The following is a 16,597-nucleotide window of genomic DNA, read 5'->3' as shown; positions in this document are numbered from 1 at the left end:
TGACCATTCCGGCGTTTTTCTCGGCCTTAGTCGGAAAAAAATGTTATCTAGCACGCAAATGTAAAAAGCTGCCCGAGGCAGCTTTTTACATATCTATTATCCCGTTACGGTTATTTTTCCTTATCAGCAATACGCGCTTCACACTTTTCCATCCGCTCAGCCTGTAGTTGCTGGTACTTGGCTTTCTGGTCCGCAGTCAGCACATTAAGCATGTCATGGCGATGCTTGAGCATCTCGACACGACGCTCGACCTGCTGCTCAGTCATCTTCTCAGCGAGCGAGCGGACCGCCGCCTCGTCAAAGTTGTCGGCCAGAACCAGCTTCTGCATCTGCTGGTGATTCGCCCTCATCTCGCCGTGATGCTTGGCCCACTCGCTCTTCATCGCCTCGCGGTTGGCCTTGCGCATCTCCTGAAGCTGGCTCTTCTGCTCATCGCTCAAATCAAGCTGGCGGAACATCTGCTTGCCGTCGTGCATACCGCATGCACCCTTGCCGCCATGACCACCGTGATGCTTGCCACCACCGTAAGCCAGTGCCGATGCCGAGCCCAGAGCCAAAGGAAGGGCGATAACCAATGCCAATGTCTTCTTCAGTGTTGCCATAATATTCATCTCCAGTTTGCCTTGCGGCGCTATGTCTATGGAAACAAGCTTACCCGATGCAAAGTAAAGGGCTGTCTGCCAAACGTAAAGCTGCGTAAAGCCCATCGGGTTTTGCTTGGCTTGCCCGACCAAGATTGAGGATACTAACGGTATAGCAGATATATAAGGGAAATGATCATGGCCAAAATCCTACTGGTCGACGACGACACCGAGCTGACATCGCTACTGACTGACATTCTTGAAATGGAAGGTTTCGACGTCATCGAAGCCAATAACGGCGAGCAGGGGCTAGAAAGACTCGACGACACCATCGATCTGGTGCTGCTCGACGTCATGATGCCAGTCATGAACGGGACCGAGATGCTGCGCCGCCTGCGCGAAGCCCACGCGACCCCGGTCCTGATGCTGACCGCCAAGGGCGAGGAGATCGACCGGGTACTCGGCCTTGAGCTCGGTGCCGACGACTACCTGCCGAAACCCTTTAGCGATCGCGAGTTGCTTGCCCGGATGCGGGCGATCCTGCGCCGGACCCAACAGGCCAGCCAGCCCAAGAGCGGCCCTGACTGCCTTCGCTACCAAGCGATAGAAATCTTTCCCGGCCGTCAGGAGGTGCTCTGCAACGGCACCCAGGTCGACATGACCGGCACCGAGCTGGCACTGCTGAGCTATTTCATCCAGCACCCCGGGAAAATCATCTCCAAGCAAGACCTTAGCCTCGAGGTGCTCGGCAAGCGGCTGGCCCCATTCGACCGAGCGATCGACATGCATGTTTCCAACCTTCGCAAAAAACTCCCGGTACGCGATGACGGCAAGGCGTGGATCAAGACGCTGCGCGGCAAGGGCTACCTGCTGGTCGAGGACGCCTGATGAAACTGCCCCGCGTCTCGAGCCTCTATGGCCGGATCTTTGCCATTTTCTGGCTGACCCTGCTGATTGTGGTGGTGACCCTGCTCGTGCTGCCGGTTCTCGACCCGCGCACCCAGCACACCATCCCCGAACCGCAGCTCAAGCGCCTCACCGAATCGGCCCAGGAGATCGCCGAGAAGATCGATCATGCTGACGGCAGCCTAAGAACGCGGCTGAAGCGCTTTACCGAGCACGACCGCCACCGCGGCCACCAGCTCTACTTCACCACGACCGATGGCGAGGTGCTCTCCCCGCAGGGACGTAACAAGGCGCTGCGCAACTTCATCACCATGGCCGACTCGCCAGCTTCGCCCAAGCAGAAACTCTACGGCCGCTGGATGATGGCCGGCCCATTCGCGGTCCAACTCCAAGACCAGCAGCTGCTGATGTATGTGGCGCGGTTCTGGCGCGAGCCTCCACCGTTCTTTATCCAGATCCTCGACAAGCCGTTCCAGTTGCTGCTGGTAACCATGCTGGTCAGCACCCCCCTGCTTTTGTGGCTGGCCTGGGTCGTTACCCTGCCCGCCCGGCGCTTGCAGGCAGCGGCTGAGCGCGTCGCCCGCGGTGAGTTCGAGGTAGACCCAAAACTAGAATCGGGGCCGAGCGAATTCCGTCAGGCCGGGGCCAGCTTCAACCAGATGGTAGAGGCCATCAACCAGATGATCGGCGGCCAACAGCGACTGTTGTCTGATATCTCCCACGAGCTACGCTCGCCACTGACCCGGCTGAGGATGGCCACCGCACTGGCCCAGCGCAAGCAGGGGCAAAGCAAGGAGCTGAGCAGGATAGACACCGAGGCCGAGCGACTGGAGCAGATGATCAGCGAGCTGCTGGAACTCTCGCGGATGCAGGTCAACAGCCATGAGCACCGCGAGAGCAGCGACGCCCAAACCCTGTGGTTCGATATGCTCGAGGATGCCAAGTTCGAAGCGGAGCAGTGCGGCAAGAAACTCTCCTACACCCCGCTGGCAGCCTGGCCGATCCACGGCAACCCCAACTTGCTGATCAGCGCGTTGGAGAACGTCGTCCGCAACGCGATCAAATATGGCCACGACCGGGTCGAAGTGGCATTTGACAACACCGGCAAGCAGCTTTGCATCACCATCGATGACAACGGCGACGGAGTACCGGATTCCGAGCTGGAGGCCATTTTCCGCCCCTTCTACCGGGTGTCGACCGCCCGAGACCGCAGCAGCGGCGGAACCGGGCTCGGGCTGGCCATTACCGAAAGTGCCGTCCGCCAGCACAGCGGGACGATCAACGCCAGCCGCAGCCCGCTCGGGGGCCTCAGAATTACCATGACGCTGCCACTGATCTGATCGCCTTAAACAGCAGGTAACGGGCTGCCCGCCCGTTACCCGTTCCAGCGAGTTTCGGACAAGCGCCGTGATGAGCGGCCAATACATTTACGCTGAAACGAGCATATTGAGGTAGCTTGGGTATACAATGAGCCCATCGATATAACGGAAAGCCCCCTCATGTTTGATATTGCCCTTTACGAGCCGGAGATCGCCCCCAACACCGGCAACATTATCCGCCTGTGTGCCAATTGCGGCGCCAACCTGCACCTGATTGAACCGCTGGGTTTTGATCTGGAAGAGAAAAAGCTACGCCGTGCCGGCCTGGACTACCATGATCTCGCCCACGTCTACCGCCATGCCAATTTTTCCGCCTTCCTCGAGCATGTAGGCGACCGCCGCCTGTTTGCCTGCACCACCAAGACCACCAACTTCCACACCAACGCCGAATTCCGCGAGGGCGATATCCTGCTGTTCGGCCCGGAGACCCGCGGCCTGCCTGCCGACTTCATCGCGAGCCTGCCGTTGGAGCAGCGTCTGCGGATCCCGATGCACCCGGACAGCCGCAGCCTGAACCTGTCCAATGCCGCCGCCATCATCGGCTACGAGGCGTGGCGACAGCTCGGCTTCAAGGGCGCGGTATAAATAGCGGCCAATAAAAAAGCGAGAGCAGCAGGCTCTCGCTTTTTTGTCTGCACCCCGACATCAGGGAAATACCGTCAGATACCGTCACCGGCCGTGAACGTCTGGCTGGTGCCATTGAACTGCTGATCCATATCCATCGATGGCTTTTCGCTGCTCGGGCGACCGACAATTTTGGCGGGCACGCCAGCGACGGTGGTGTGCGGCGGAACCGGATTCAGCACCACCGAGCACGAGCCGATCTTGGCCCCTTCGCCGACCTCGATATTGCCGAGGATCTTAGCGCCGGCCCCAATCATCACGCCCTCGCGGATCTTAGGGTGACGATCGCCCCCTTCCTTACCGGTACCGCCCAGGGTCACGTCCTGCAAAATAGAAACATCGTTTTCGATAACGGCCGTCTCGCCAATCACGATACCGGTAGCATGGTCGAACATGATCCCCTGACCAATCTTCGCCGCCGGGTGCACATCAACCTGACAGGCAACCGAAATCTGGTTCTGCAGGTATACCGCCAACGCCACCCGCTTCTGCTTCCACAGCCAGTTGGCTACCCGGTAGCCCTGCAGGGCATGGAACCCCTTCAGGTACAGCAGCGGGATTGAAAACATCTCCACCGCCGGGTCACGTTCTACCACGGCACGGATATCACAGGCTGCCGACTCGGTAATACAGCAATCTGCCGCAAAAGCTTCTTCGATCACCTCGCGCACCGCCATCGCCGGCATCGACGGCGTTGCCAGCTTGTTGGCCAAGATATAACTCAGCGCCGCAGCAAGGTTATCGTGCTTGATGATGGTGGCATGGTAAAAGCTCGCCAGCATCGGCTCCTGCTCTGATTGCTCGCGCGCTTCCTGCTTAATCGCCTGCCAAACGGCATATTGTTGACATTCCCTCACGACATCCTCGATCTTGTACTTGTTTTCGGGCCTGCTATAACTTTAACTCGACCTCAAAAAAAAACAACGCAGGCTATTAGCCTGCGTTGTCAACTTACGCTTGGACTGGCTCGTTCAAAAAACGGCGATTACTCGTCTTTCTTCTCTCGGGCCAGCAGATCCTTGGCGGCTTCACGGGCGTCTTTGCCCTGATAAAGCACCTGATAGATCTGCTCGGTAATTGGCATTTCGACCCCGACCCGCTGGGCCAGTACCCACACTTCACGGGTATTGCGGTAGCCCTCGACCACCTGACCGATTTCATGCTGCGCGGTATCGACGTCCTTGCCTTGGCCCAAGGCCAAGCCAAAACGGCGGTTGCGCGACTGGTTGTCGGTACAAGTCAGGACAAGATCCCCCAGGCCAGCCATCCCCATGAAGGTTTCCGGCTGGGCGCCTAGCGCGGCACCAAGGCGGCACATCTCGGCAAGGCCACGGGTGATCAGCGCGGTGCGCGCATTGGCCCCGAAGCCGATCCCGTCAGACATACCGGCGCCGATGGCGATCACGTTCTTGACCGCACCGCCAAGCTGCATCCCGATAAAATCACTGTTGCTGTAGACGCGGAACGTCTTGCTGCAGTGGATTTTCTCCTGCAGGTCGCTGACAAAGGACGGGTCGGGAGACGCCACCGCAATTGCGGTCGGCATACCCGCCGCCAACTCTTTGGCAAATGTCGGGCCTGACAGAACCGCCAGCGGCACGCTATCGCCCAACACCTCAACGGCTACGTCCTTGAGCAGGCGGCCGGTTTCCGGCTCCAGCCCTTTGGTCGCCCAGCACACGCGCGAATCATCACGCAGGAAGGGCTTCACATTGGCCAGTACCGCACCAAAAACATGGCTTGGCACCACCACCAACAGATCTCGGCTGGCCGTTACCGCCGCTTCGAGATCCGCCGTGACGATCAACGACTCAGGGAACGAAACCCCTGGCAAGAACGCCTCGTTGGCACGATCGATTTCCAGCTGAGCGATGTGCTCAGGCTCATGCCCCCACAGAACCACATTGGCCCCGTTGCGAGCAAGAGAAATGGCCAGAGAGGTGCCGTAGGAACCCGCGCCTAGCACGGTCATAGATACGGCTTGTTCGTTGCCTGGGGTCATAGCTATCACCAATTAAGCTTCAGTGTTTTCTTCGTTTGCCTGCGCTTGGTTCTGCAGGTAGTTCATGAACAGGGCATCAAAGTTAACTGGTGCCAGGTTCAATTGCGGGAATGTACCTTTAACCACTAGGCTAGAGATTGTTTCGCGCGCATACGGGAACAGGATGTTAGGGCAGAATGCACCTAGGCAATGGGCTAGCTGAGGCGCTTCCATACCTGTCGCAGAGAAAATACCGCCCTGCTGTACTTCACAAAGGAATGCAGTGTCTTCTGCGTTCTTCACAGTCACAGTCAGACGAAGTACCACTTCGTATACGCCTTCACCAAGCTCACGGCTCTGAGTGTCAAGGTCAAGGTTCACATCTGGGTTCCATTCCTGCTGGAACATCTGAGGTGAGTTTGGCGCTTCGAAAGAGACGTCTTTTAGGAAAATACGCTGGATTTGGAAGTTCTGTTGTGCTTCGTTGTTTGCTGCTTCAGCCATCTTTGAGTCCTTTTCTCTCTACCCACAGCGTGGGTCTATCAATACCGCAACCATGATACGTTTGATCACAACTGCACAAAATCAATACGCAGGGAGAGGCGACCGTCGCCCCGCCCTCGTTGTTTACTTCTTGCCTTTGCCCGACTGGCTGCGCACCAATGGTAGGTTCGCTTCATTCCAGGAAATCAGGCCATCTTTAAGCAGGTTCACATTGCTGAAACCCGCCTTGTGCAGCAGGTCGGCACTTTCTTGCGCAGTCTGACCTGTCTTGCATACTACGATGATTGGGGCATCTTTGTGCTTTTCAAGTTCGCCGTAGTTCTGTTCTTTGATTTGGCTAGGCAAAATGTGAAGTGCTCCGGCAATATGGCCATTGCGGTATTCGTCGCGGCTGCGGATGTCAACGAACACGCCGTCCTCGCGGTTGACCATGGCAGTTGCCTCGTTCGGGCCGACAATCTTGTAGCCCGCGGTTTTCTGTTTCACGATTGAAGAGATGATGGCCACAACCAGGCCGACCCAAATCAGGGATAGAATTGGGTTACTTGTTACAAAATCGATGTATTGCTGCATGATTTTCGCTCTGTCTTCCTAATGATCAGCCCACTGTTGCCGAGGCCTAACTCCACAAAATTGAGGCTCATGAGTATACCCTCACTGGCCGTCTTGTACAGCAGGCGACTGGAATTCCGAGCGGCGGCTCACTCGAACGGCAAGCATTCCGAGCAAGGAATAAACAACCGGGCTCCCATTGCCTCCAACACGAAAAAGTGAAAAAAACTGTGCTCCGGATCTTACACTCGACGGCAGAAAGGAATATATTTCCGTAGGAAGATAACAATCCATTTACAGCATTGTTTGATCTTGACCTGCGGTTTGTGCCGATAAGTGTAGTAAAATTACGCAGTAAACGATCAATTACCTGAGTCAATCGGTGTCGAGATTGAGGTAATTGTTCTAAATTACACTCAGGTTTTTAACTTTACGAGGGACAGCATATGTCTGCTAAGAAGCCACTGGCTTTGGTTATCCTTGATGGCTGGGGTTACCGCCAAGACAACGCCAACAACGCTATTGCAAATGCCAACACACCCGTTATTGACGGTTTGATGGCAAACGAAGCACATACCCTGATTTCTGCATCAGGTATGGATGTTGGCCTGCCAGAAGGACAGATGGGTAACTCTGAGGTTGGCCACACTAACATTGGTGCAGGCCGTATCGTTTACCAAGACCTAACCCGTATCACCAAGTCAATTTCTGACGGCGACTTCTTCGAAAACCCAGCTCTGACAGGCGCAATCGACAAAGCCGTGAACGCTGGCAAAGCCGTTCACCTGATGGGCCTGATGTCGCCAGGCGGCGTGCACAGCCACGAAGACCACATTGCTGCAGCGGTAGAAATGGCTGTTCAGCGCGGCGCGAAGAAAGTGTACCTGCACTGCTTCCTTGACGGCCGTGACACACCACCACGCAGCGCGAAAGCCTCTCTTGAGCGCTTCGATGCCCTATTCGCCAAACTAGGCACTGGCCGCATCGCATCACTGGTTGGCCGCTACTACGCGATGGACCGTGACAACAACTGGGACCGCGTTGAAGTTGCCTACAACCTACTGACAGCAGCCAAGGCAGAATTCTGCGCGGCATCTGCTGTGGAAGGCCTTGAGGCCGCCTACGCCCGTGACGAGAACGACGAGTTCGTCAAGGCAACTGAGATCCGTGCCGAAGGCCAGCTAAGCGCAGCAATGGAAGATGGCGACAGCGTGATCTTCATGAACTACCGTGCCGACCGTGCCCGCCAGATCACCCGTGCCTTCGAGGTGGACTTCGCAGGTTTCGAGCGTGCTCAGTTCCCAGCGCTTGCTGACGTAGTGATGCTGACCCAGTACGCTGCCGATATCAACATGCCTGTTGCCTACCCACCAGCGGATTTGGTGAACACGCTAGGCGAGTGGCTATCTAAGAAAGGCAAGAAGCAGCTTCGCATCTCCGAAACTGAGAAATACGCCCACGTGACCTTCTTCTTCAACGGCGGTGTTGAAGACGAGTTCGACGGCGAATCTCGCCAGCTAGTTGCCTCTCCTAAAGTGGCTACGTACGACCTGCAGCCAGAAATGAGCGCCCCTGAACTGACCGACAAGCTGGTCGCGGCAATCAAGAGCGGTGAGTTCGATACCATTATCTGTAACTACCCGAACGGCGATATGGTTGGCCACACCGGCGTCTACGATGCTGCAGTGAAAGCCTGTGAAGCCGTTGACGGCTGCATCGGCCGCGTTGTTGAGGCAATCCGCGAGATGGACGGCCAGCTTCTGATCACCGCTGACCACGGCAACGCCGAGATGATGGTGAACCCAGAGACAGGCGGCATCCACACTGCCCACACCAACCTACCGGTTCCACTGGTTTACGTTGGCAACAAGTCGCTGACCCTGAAAGAAGGCGGCAAGCTGTCTGACCTTGCTCCGACTATGCTGGCTCTCTCTGATCTGGAAATCCCTGCAGAGATGACTGGTCAGGTGCTGTTTGATCTGAAATAATCATCCCCATGCGGGAGAAGATCACACACCTATACAATAAGCTCCGCGCCAGTGCCCTGTGCACTGGCGCTTTGCTATGCCTGGCATTTGCCGCCCCTACCAGCTGGGCCGATCAGGGCCAGCTTGACGGCGTCAAACAGGAAATCACCCGCCAGCAAAGCCAACTCAATGCCACCCAGAAGAAAATAGACAGTCTCCAGAAAACCCTGAAGAAACAGGAGACCGGCATTGCAGACACCGCGCGCAAGATCCACCGGGCCGAACAACGCCAGCAAGAGCTGACAAACTCGATCCGAACACTCAAGCAACAACTCGCCACCTTGGAGCAGCAACAGCTAGGCCAACGCGAACTGCTCGGCGAATTGCTCAATACCCAGTATCGACAGGGGCGGCACAGCCAGCTGGCTCTGATCCTAAGCGGCCAAGACCAAAACCGCCTTGACCGTTTTACCGTTTATGCCGAGCGCCTCAGCCAAGCCCGTAGCCGGGCACTGGACGAACTGACGGCCACCGCCACCGAGCTCCAGCTCAAGCAACACCAGCTCCGCGAGCAGCAAGCCGAACAGACCACCCTACTCGCCAGCCTCAAGCAGCACCAAAAGAGCTTAGAGGCAGAGCGCAAGCAGCGCCAGAAGACCGTTCGCACCCTCAAGCAACAAGTACGTAGCGACAACCGCTACCTCGGTGAGCTGAAATCCAACGAACAACGGCTGGTCAAAGAAATAGCCCGAGCCAAAGCCGCCGCCGAAGCGGCGCGCCGAGTCCCGATGGACGGCCTCGCCCGCCACAAAGGCAAGCTGCCGTGGCCGGTGAAAGGCCGGGTTATCCATAATTACGGCTCTAGCCTGCAAGGCGAATTGCACTGGAAAGGGATGGTGATCGGCCAGACCCAGGGTAGCCAGGTCAAGGCTATCTATCCGGGCAAAGTGGTCTTCGCCGACTGGCTGCGCGGCTACGGCCTGCTGCTGGTCATCGACCACGGCAAGGGAGACATGAGCTTCTACGGTTACAACCAGACTCTGCTCAAGAAGGTCGGGGATACCGTCCAGGGCAGTGAAGCCATCGCCCTGGTTGGCGACAGTGGTGGCCAGGAGCAGACGGCACTCTACTTCGAAATACGCCGCAAGGGCAACCCGTCCAACCCGCGCCAGTGGCTGATCCGCTAGCCGCTCAACAAGGACTAAGCCCAACACGGATGAAAGCACTACGAAACAAAGCCCTAGGATGGGGAATCGGAGGGGTGCTGGCAATAATAGCGGCACTCCCGGCCTTCGCGGCACAACTCGCCATTATCATCGACGATCTCGGCTACCAGCCACTCCCGCCACAGCTCGCCGCACTGCCCCCTGAAATAGGGGTTTCGATTCTGCCCGACACCCCCTACGCCCATGCCATCCACCAACAGGCCCGGCAACAACACCGGGACATATTGCTGCATATGCCAATGGAACCCAGCCGAAAAGCCCCGCTGGAACAGACCACCCTCACCAAAACAATGGGCAAAGGCGAACTCCAGCTGGCTCTCAAGCGAGCCCTGGCACAGCTGCCCGGGGCCTTTGCCATCAACAACCACATGGGCAGTGCCCTGACCCAAGACAGGCAGGCGATGATCTGGGTAATGGAAACGCTGGCAGAGCAGCAGCTGGCCTTCCTCGACAGCCGGACCTCAGCACAGTCAGTGGCAGAGGCCATTGCCGTGCAATACCATGTACCGGCCCTGCGCCGCCACGTATTCCTTGACCACCAGCGAACGACTGACTTCATCAGCCACCAGCTCAGGCTGGCGGCCCGCAAGGCACAGAGCCAGGGCTACGCGGTGGCCATCGGCCATCCTTACCCGGTGACGCTGAGCGCGCTCGAGCGACAGCTTCCAGCCATAGCCGACAAGTACGGCATCACGCTGGTCAGGCTGTCCAGCCTATACCCTGCGCCCCCAGCCAAAACTGACGACTAAATATCCTTTTCCACCTGCGAGCAGTAGTGCGCCTCGAGCTGGCGGACCCGCTCGCGTCCCTCGGGCGTGGTCAAAGGGCGGACAATCGCCAGCATCTGCAACACCCCTTGGTAGATCACCGCCTTGGTGATCGTGGCACCCGGGGTCTGCGCGCTCTGGTAGAAAATCCAGCTTGATGCCACCAGCTTGAGGGTACTGGCCAACCCTTCCAGCTCGCCGCCATCCAGATCGAGCAGGCCGCTGCTCTTGAAGCTGTTCATCATTGCCATGATGTTTTGCTGCAGCCCTTCCTGCGCGGCCAGGTACTTATGCTGCAGCTGGGCATCGCGGCGAAGAATATCGGGCAAGTTGGCATAAAAGAAACGATAGCGCCACATTAGCATGAAGACCGAGTCAAGGTAGTCTAGCAGGTGGGCAGCGGTGACAGGGGTGTGGCTATGGGGCTGGAAATGAATGCTGAGATCATGCGCGTATTGATCAAAAATACTGTGTATAATCTCTTCCTTGTTACGGAAATGGTAATACAGATTGCCGGGACTGATCCCCAGATGGGCAGCGATATGGTTCGTGGTCACATTCGGCTCACCGCTTTCATTGAACAGCTCAAGTGCAGCCAGGATAATTCTGTCACGGGTCTTCATTTGCGTCTCACTTCTCGCCCATCCTGTTGGTGATCTGCTAATACTACCATAAAGGTTATTCATTACGTCGGCCGTTATACGGCTGCGCGACCCATTTAAAACTGGAAAAGCTATGATTATTGTAACTGGTGGCGCCGGCATGATCGGCAGCAACATCGTCAAAGCCCTCAACGAAATCGGCCGCAACGACATCCTGGTCGTTGACAACCTCAAAGACGGCACCAAGTTTGCCAACCTAGTGGATCTGGACATCGCCGACTACATGGATAAGGAAGACTTCATCACCCAGATCATGGCCGGTGACGAGTTCGGTCCAATCGAGGCGATTTTCCACGAAGGCGCTTGTTCGGCGACCACCGAGTGGGACGGCAAGTACATGATGCTCAACAACTACGAGTACTCCAAAGAGCTGCTTCACTACTGCCTTGAGCGTGAAATCCCATTCCTGTACGCCTCGTCGGCGGCAACCTACGGTGGCCGTGATCGTGATTTCATCGAAGAGAAACCGTACGAAGGCGCGCTGAACGTCTACGGCTACTCCAAGCAGCAGTTCGACAACTACGTCCGCCGCCTATGGCAAGACGCCGAGGCCCACGGCGAGACCCTGTCTCAAATCACCGGCTTCCGCTACTTCAACGTCTACGGCCCGCGCGAACAGCACAAAGGCAGCATGGCCTCGGTTGCTTTCCACCTCAATACCCAGATCAACAACGGCGACAACCCGAAACTGTTCGAAGGCTCCGATGCGCTCAAGCGCGACTTCGTCTATGTCGGCGATGTGTGCAAGATGAACCTGTGGTTCTGGCAAAACAGCGTTTCTGGCATCTTCAACTGCGGTACCGGCCAAGCCGAACCGTTTAGCGAAGTAGCCAAAGCGGTTATCGCCTTCCACGGCAAAGGCGAGGTCGAGGAGATCCCGTTCCCTGAGCACCTGAAGGGCCGCTACCAGAAATTCACCCAGGCCGACCTGACCAAGGTTCGTGCTGCGGGCTACCAAGAACCGTTCAAGACCGTCGCAGAAGGTGTTGCCGAGTACATGGCCATTATTAATTAATTGCCACAAACTTATTCTAGCCATCCCTTTTCAGGGGATGGCTACTACTCTTGTAAGTGAAGTGTGATCACGACAGCAAAAACAGGAGTAGTCGAATGAAAATTGCAGTTGCCGGTACAGGTTATGTCGGGCTCTCCAATGCACTCTTACTTGCCCAGCACCATGACGTTATCGCCGTCGACATCCTCCCTGACAAAATAGCCATGCTCAACGACAGGCTATCCCCGGTCTCTGATCGTGATATCGAGCATTTTCTTGCCAACCCAGCCCTCTCCTTCCATGCCACCCTCGACAAGAAAAAAGCCTACCGGGATGCGGACTATGTGATCATCGCTACCCCGACCGATTACGATCCCCAGACCAACTATTTCGACACCAGCTCGGTCGAGGCCGTGATCAACGACATCCTTGCCATCAACGCCGACACCACCATCATCATCAAGTCCACAGTGCCGGTCGGCTATACCGAAAAACTCAGGGCGACCCATCACACCGATCGAATCATCTTCTCGCCAGAGTTTCTCCGAGAAGGCAAGGCCCTGCACGACAACCTCTACCCGTCGCGCATCATCGTCGGCGACCACGGCGAGGCCGCACGCCGCTTTGCCGACCTGCTGGTCGAGGGAGCGGCCAAGGATGACATCCCCGTCCTGTTCACCAACGCCACCGAGGCCGAGGCGGTCAAGCTGTTCTCCAACACCTACCTCGCGATGAGGATCGCCTATTTCAACGAACTCGACTCCTACGCCGAGACCCACGGCTTGAGCAGCCGCCAAATCATCGAAGGGGTTGGCCTCGACCCACGGATCGGCACCCACTACAACAACCCGTCATTCGGCTACGGCGGCTATTGCCTGCCCAAGGACACCAAGCAGCTCCGGGCCAATTACCAGACGGTCCCGAACAACCTCATCAACGCCATTGTCGATGCCAACCATACCCGCAAGGACTTCATCGCCGACAGTATCATCCGGCAGCAGCCCAAAGTGGTCGGCATCTACCGCCTGATCATGAAGGCAGGCTCGGACAACTTCCGCTCATCGTCGATTCAGGGAATAATGAAACGGCTCAAGGCCAAGGGGATTGAAGTGGTGGTCTACGAGCCGGTGCTGAAAGAGTCGCATTTCTTCCACTCCAAAGTGATCCGGGACCTCGACAGCTTCAAGGCGATGTCCGATTTGATTGTCTCCAACCGCAGGTCGGAATTATTAGAAGATGTAGCCGAGAAAGTTTATACTCGCGACCTCTTCGGTTCAGACTAATCAAGGCCTATGACAGAAAAACACAACAATTCAACGGCCCAGACTTACAACCCTCAGTTCCGCAAGGATTTCTTGCATCCGAAGCACTGGGGGACCTGGTTTGCCATTGGCTTGACTATCCTTTTGGCATTCGTACCTTACCGCCTGCGTGACAGGCTGGCCGTTGCTATCGCCAAGCAGGCGATCAAAATCAACTCGAGCGCCAAGAAACGCGCCGTCATCAACCTGCAAGAATGCTTCCCAGAGCTTGACCAGCAAGCACGGGACGAGATCTTACTGGAAACCTACATCAATGCCGGCTGCACCCTGCTCAGCTTTGCCGTACTGCTGGTGCGCAGCAAGGAATACGTCGAGAAGCGATCCACGTTTACCGGCGAAGAGCACCTGTTCAGCCTGCTCGAGCAGGGCCACAATATTATCCTGCTCGTGCCGCACACTTGGGCGATTGACTACCCGGGCGTACTGCTGGCCTCGCGCGGGCAGCATGTGGCGGCGATGATGAAAAAACAGCGCAACGACGTCATCGACTGGCTGATCAACGTCCAGCGCCTCAAGTACGGCGGCCGGACCCACGAGCGCGATGCGGGGATCAAGCCCTTCATCAAGTCAATCCGCGACGGCTACCTCGGCTACTACCTGCCCGATGAGGATCACGGCCCGGAACACAGTGTGTTCACCGACTTCCTCGGCACCCAGAAAGCGACATTGGCGGGGCTGGGCAAGCTGTCACGTTTGAGCAAGGCCAAAATCGTACCGGTGATCCCTTACTACGACCGCAACACCGGGATCTACACCATCGAAGTCCAGCAGGAGCTGCAGGACTTCCCGAGCGGCGACGAGACCCTTGATGCCCGTAACATGAACATCCGCATCGAGGAGTTCATCCGCCGCCATCCTGGCCAATACATGTGGATTCTGAATCTACTGCGTTCCAAACCCGACGGCAGCCAGCGCTACTAAATCCGATATATTCCAATATTTCTCGGCCGCCTAACCGGCGGCCACCTCCCCATATCGCACGCTCAAATCAGCACCAACATCAGGCGGATGTACATCATTTCGCCTAGCGATTACATATTTCCACACCAATAAAACAAGAATCTTAGAGAAAGCAATGAGTCATATTAAATACCGTCCTGATATTGACGGTTTGCGGGCGATCGCCGTCATCGCCGTCATAATTTTCCACATGAATGCCCAATGGCTCCCGGGCGGGTTCATTGGCGTCGATATCTTTTTTGTCATTTCCGGTTTCATCATCACCTCGGTGATTTACCCGCAGATCAACGCCGGGAGATTCTCGTTTGATATCTTCTATATCAAGCGAATCAAGCGGATCCTGCCGCTGTTCTATCTGGTGGCGACGTCATCGCTGGCCTTGGCCTACCTGATCTACACCCCCAATGACTTTGTCGGTTTTGCCAATAGCCTGCGCTACGCCAGTGTGTTCATCTCAAATATCTATTTTGAAAAACAGTCGGGCTATTTCGCCCCGGCGGCAGAGACCATGCCCCTTCTGCATACCTGGTCGCTTTCTGTCGAGGAGCAGTTCTATTTTATCTGGCCGGTACTGCTGATCCTGGCCAGCAAATACCTCTCCCGCCGCTTGTTCGCCATCGTCATGGGCCTGACGCTAGTCGCACTCACCGGCCTATCCCAGTATATGGCCCTCAATGACCCGAGTGCTGGCTACTACCTGATCCAAAGCCGGGGGTTCGAGCTCCTGATCGGCGCGCTGCTGGCTATTGCCCTGTACGAGAAACGGGCGCGGGGGTTATCGCTGCCCACGCAGGCCTACCAGCTGCTCGGCGTAGCCGGGGCACTGGGTATTGCCCTGCTGAGTGTCGTGCTTAACAAAAACCATGTGTTCCCCGGTATCAACGCGCTCTGGGTGACTCTTGCCACCTGTATGCTGATTTTGGCCGGTGAGTCGCAGCATTCGTGGGTTTCCCGCTTCCTCGGGCGCTCGCCCTTCCTGTTACTCGGCCGCCTCTCCTATTCGCTCTACCTGTGGCACTGGCCGGTTCTCGCTTTCTACCGCTACACCTTCAACCAGCTCGGCCCCGTCGATGCCCTTATCTGCGCGGTAATCACTTTCGCCCTGTCGGTTTTCTCATGGCGGCTATACGAGAACCCGTTGCGCTACCTGCGACTGCATCATCGCTGGGTCTACCTGTTCTACCTGGTATTGCCGATCGCTATCGCGGTAACCACTGCCAAGCTGATTGCCAAGAACGAGGGCTACCCGCATCGCTTCTCCGAGCAAGTCCAAAAGCTCTTCCAAGCATCAAGCCTAGACTTTTTCGAATTGCAGCACCCTCAGCTTGATGGCGAAGAGCTCAAACCTTTCGAAAACAATATTATCGGCGACGATAGCCTCAACCACCCAGAACAGCTGCGAGCCTTGGTCTGGGGTGACTCGCATGGCGGTCACTTCCGCGGTTTTGTCGATGAACTGGGCAAAATTTATGGCTTTTCAGCCCTCTATGGCGGTGCCGGCGGCTGCCCGCCGGCCCTTGGAATGGATATCATCAAGCACGGTGAGCCAGAAGGGGAATGCGAGGATACAAATACCCAACTCGCCGAAGCCCTGCAAAACACCAAGGCAAAGGTCGTTTTCCTCGCCGGGCGCTGGGCGATGTATACAGAGACCACCCGCTCACCGGGTGAGAAAGGAGACAATGTCTATCTCGGTGACGAGATCAGTCACAGCGAGAGCAAAGCCAACAACCGCCGGGTGCTACGCGAAGGGCTAGAGCGCACGGTGCAGTACCTCATTGCCCGAGGCATCACCCCGGTGATCTTCGAGCAGGCACCGGACTACCCTTTCATGCCGAGCAATTGCTGGGTTAAAAAAGCCACCTTCACGGCATTCACCGGGACAAATTGCAATATTGATTCTGGGGCGATGACCACCAGACAGGGCTATGCGAACCAGTTAGTCCGTGATATTGCAGCCAAGTATCCCCAAGTCATCCTGCTTCCGGTTGTTGGCGCGCTGTGTGACAGCAAGGAGTGCCAGAGTATGCTGAACGGGGTGCCGCTATATAGCGATAACAACCACCTCAATGACGCCGGCGCGCGCGAGATCTTCAAGACCATGCAGGCAAGGGACCTTATTGACCCTCGCCTCCAGCAACTGCTGCACAGCATTGGGACCAACCGCTAAAA

16 protein-coding genes are annotated in these 16,597 nt (G+C 56.6%); 10 read left to right on the top strand and 6 right to left on the bottom strand.

Going from position 1 to position 16,597, the window contains the following annotated elements; genetic code table 11:
- Positions 1-110: 110 nt before the first annotated feature.
- Entirely contained in the window at positions 111-602 is a 492-nt protein-coding gene (locus ABT56_RS05175) for a CpxP family protein (protein WP_047877878.1), read from the bottom strand.
- A 177-nt stretch (positions 603-779) separates the two neighbouring features.
- On the opposite strand from ABT56_RS05175, the gene ABT56_RS05170 reads away from it, so the two are divergent.
- The 3 genes from ABT56_RS05170 (at position 780) to ABT56_RS05160 (ending at position 3,451) form a co-directional block, all read left to right on the top strand.
- Entirely contained in the window at positions 780-1,469 is a 690-nt protein-coding gene (locus ABT56_RS05170; protein WP_047877801.1) for a response regulator, read from the top strand.
- Entirely contained in the window at positions 1,469-2,827 is a 1,359-nt protein-coding gene (gene cpxA, locus ABT56_RS05165; RefSeq protein ID WP_047877800.1) for an envelope stress sensor histidine kinase CpxA, read from the top strand. Before ABT56_RS05170 ends, cpxA begins: the two co-directional genes overlap by 1 nt.
- A gap of 159 nt (positions 2,828-2,986) precedes the next feature.
- The gene (locus tag ABT56_RS05160; RefSeq protein WP_047877799.1) at positions 2,987-3,451 is read left to right on the top strand and encodes a tRNA (cytidine(34)-2'-O)-methyltransferase; all 465 of its coding nucleotides are present in this window, start codon (positions 2,987-2,989) and stop codon (positions 3,449-3,451) included.
- Between the two features lie 74 nt (positions 3,452-3,525).
- Here ABT56_RS05160 and cysE read toward each other — a convergent pair whose 3' ends face one another.
- From cysE to ABT56_RS05140, 4 genes are all read right to left on the bottom strand, one after another.
- Positions 3,526-4,347, bottom strand: coding sequence for a serine O-acetyltransferase (gene cysE, locus ABT56_RS05155; RefSeq protein ID WP_047877798.1), 822 nt, complete (start codon positions 4,345-4,347; stop codon positions 3,526-3,528).
- Between the two features lie 128 nt (positions 4,348-4,475).
- Positions 4,476-5,492: an NAD(P)H-dependent glycerol-3-phosphate dehydrogenase gene (gene gpsA / locus ABT56_RS05150; protein ID WP_047877797.1), complete on the bottom strand. Its 1,017-nt coding sequence runs from the start codon at positions 5,490-5,492 to the stop codon at positions 4,476-4,478.
- 12 nt (positions 5,493-5,504) lie between these two features.
- On the bottom strand, positions 5,505-5,975 hold the full coding sequence (gene secB, locus ABT56_RS05145; RefSeq protein WP_047877796.1) for a protein-export chaperone SecB: 471 nt from the start codon (positions 5,973-5,975) through the stop codon (positions 5,505-5,507).
- Positions 5,976-6,098: 123 nt separating this feature from the next.
- Positions 6,099-6,548, bottom strand: a complete 450-nt coding sequence (locus ABT56_RS05140; protein WP_047877795.1) for a rhodanese-like domain-containing protein — start codon at positions 6,546-6,548, stop codon at positions 6,099-6,101.
- A gap of 425 nt (positions 6,549-6,973) precedes the next feature.
- On the opposite strand from ABT56_RS05140, the gene gpmM reads away from it, so the two are divergent.
- The 3 genes from gpmM to ABT56_RS05125 are packed head-to-tail and all read left to right on the top strand — an operon-like array spanning position 6,974 to position 10,469.
- Positions 6,974-8,515 carry a 2,3-bisphosphoglycerate-independent phosphoglycerate mutase gene (gpmM, locus tag ABT56_RS05135; protein WP_047877794.1) on the top strand — a complete coding sequence of 514 codons (1,542 nt, stop codon included), beginning with the start codon at positions 6,974-6,976 and terminating at the stop codon, positions 8,513-8,515.
- Positions 8,516-8,523: 8 nt separating this feature from the next.
- Complete coding sequence (locus ABT56_RS05130) at positions 8,524-9,681, top strand: peptidoglycan DD-metalloendopeptidase family protein (protein ID WP_047877793.1); 1,158 nt, start codon at positions 8,524-8,526, stop codon at positions 9,679-9,681.
- Positions 9,682-9,710: 29 nt separating this feature from the next.
- Positions 9,711-10,469 (top strand): divergent polysaccharide deacetylase family protein, encoded by a 759-nt coding sequence (locus ABT56_RS05125; protein ID WP_047877792.1) that lies wholly within the window; start codon positions 9,711-9,713, stop codon positions 10,467-10,469.
- Here ABT56_RS05125 and ABT56_RS05120 read toward each other — a convergent pair.
- A complete protein-coding gene (locus tag ABT56_RS05120; protein ID WP_047877791.1) occupies positions 10,466-11,110 on the bottom strand; it encodes a TetR/AcrR family transcriptional regulator in 645 nt (214 codons plus the stop codon). The two genes, ABT56_RS05125 and ABT56_RS05120, sit on opposite strands and share 4 nt — an antisense overlap.
- A gap of 112 nt (positions 11,111-11,222) precedes the next feature.
- Between ABT56_RS05120 and rfaD the strand changes: the two genes are divergently transcribed.
- From rfaD to ABT56_RS05100, 4 genes are all read left to right on the top strand, one after another.
- Complete coding sequence (rfaD, locus tag ABT56_RS05115) at positions 11,223-12,164, top strand: ADP-glyceromanno-heptose 6-epimerase (RefSeq protein WP_047877790.1); 942 nt, start codon at positions 11,223-11,225, stop codon at positions 12,162-12,164.
- A gap of 95 nt (positions 12,165-12,259) precedes the next feature.
- Entirely contained in the window at positions 12,260-13,426 is a 1,167-nt protein-coding gene (locus ABT56_RS05110; RefSeq protein WP_047877789.1) for a nucleotide sugar dehydrogenase, read from the top strand.
- A gap of 9 nt (positions 13,427-13,435) precedes the next feature.
- Entirely contained in the window at positions 13,436-14,386 is a 951-nt protein-coding gene (gene lpxM / locus ABT56_RS05105; protein WP_047877788.1) for a lauroyl-Kdo(2)-lipid IV(A) myristoyltransferase, read from the top strand.
- Between the two features lie 154 nt (positions 14,387-14,540).
- Positions 14,541-16,595: an acyltransferase family protein gene (locus ABT56_RS05100; RefSeq protein WP_047877787.1), complete on the top strand. Its 2,055-nt coding sequence runs from the start codon at positions 14,541-14,543 to the stop codon at positions 16,593-16,595.
- Positions 16,596-16,597: the final 2 nt, after the last annotated feature.

This window comes from Photobacterium aquae (assembly GCF_001029445.1).
Classification (GTDB): domain Bacteria; phylum Pseudomonadota; class Gammaproteobacteria; order Enterobacterales; family Vibrionaceae; genus Photobacterium; species Photobacterium aquae.
The sequence above is the reverse complement of the archived record's forward strand: the minus strand, read 5'-3'. Positions and strand labels throughout refer to the sequence as shown.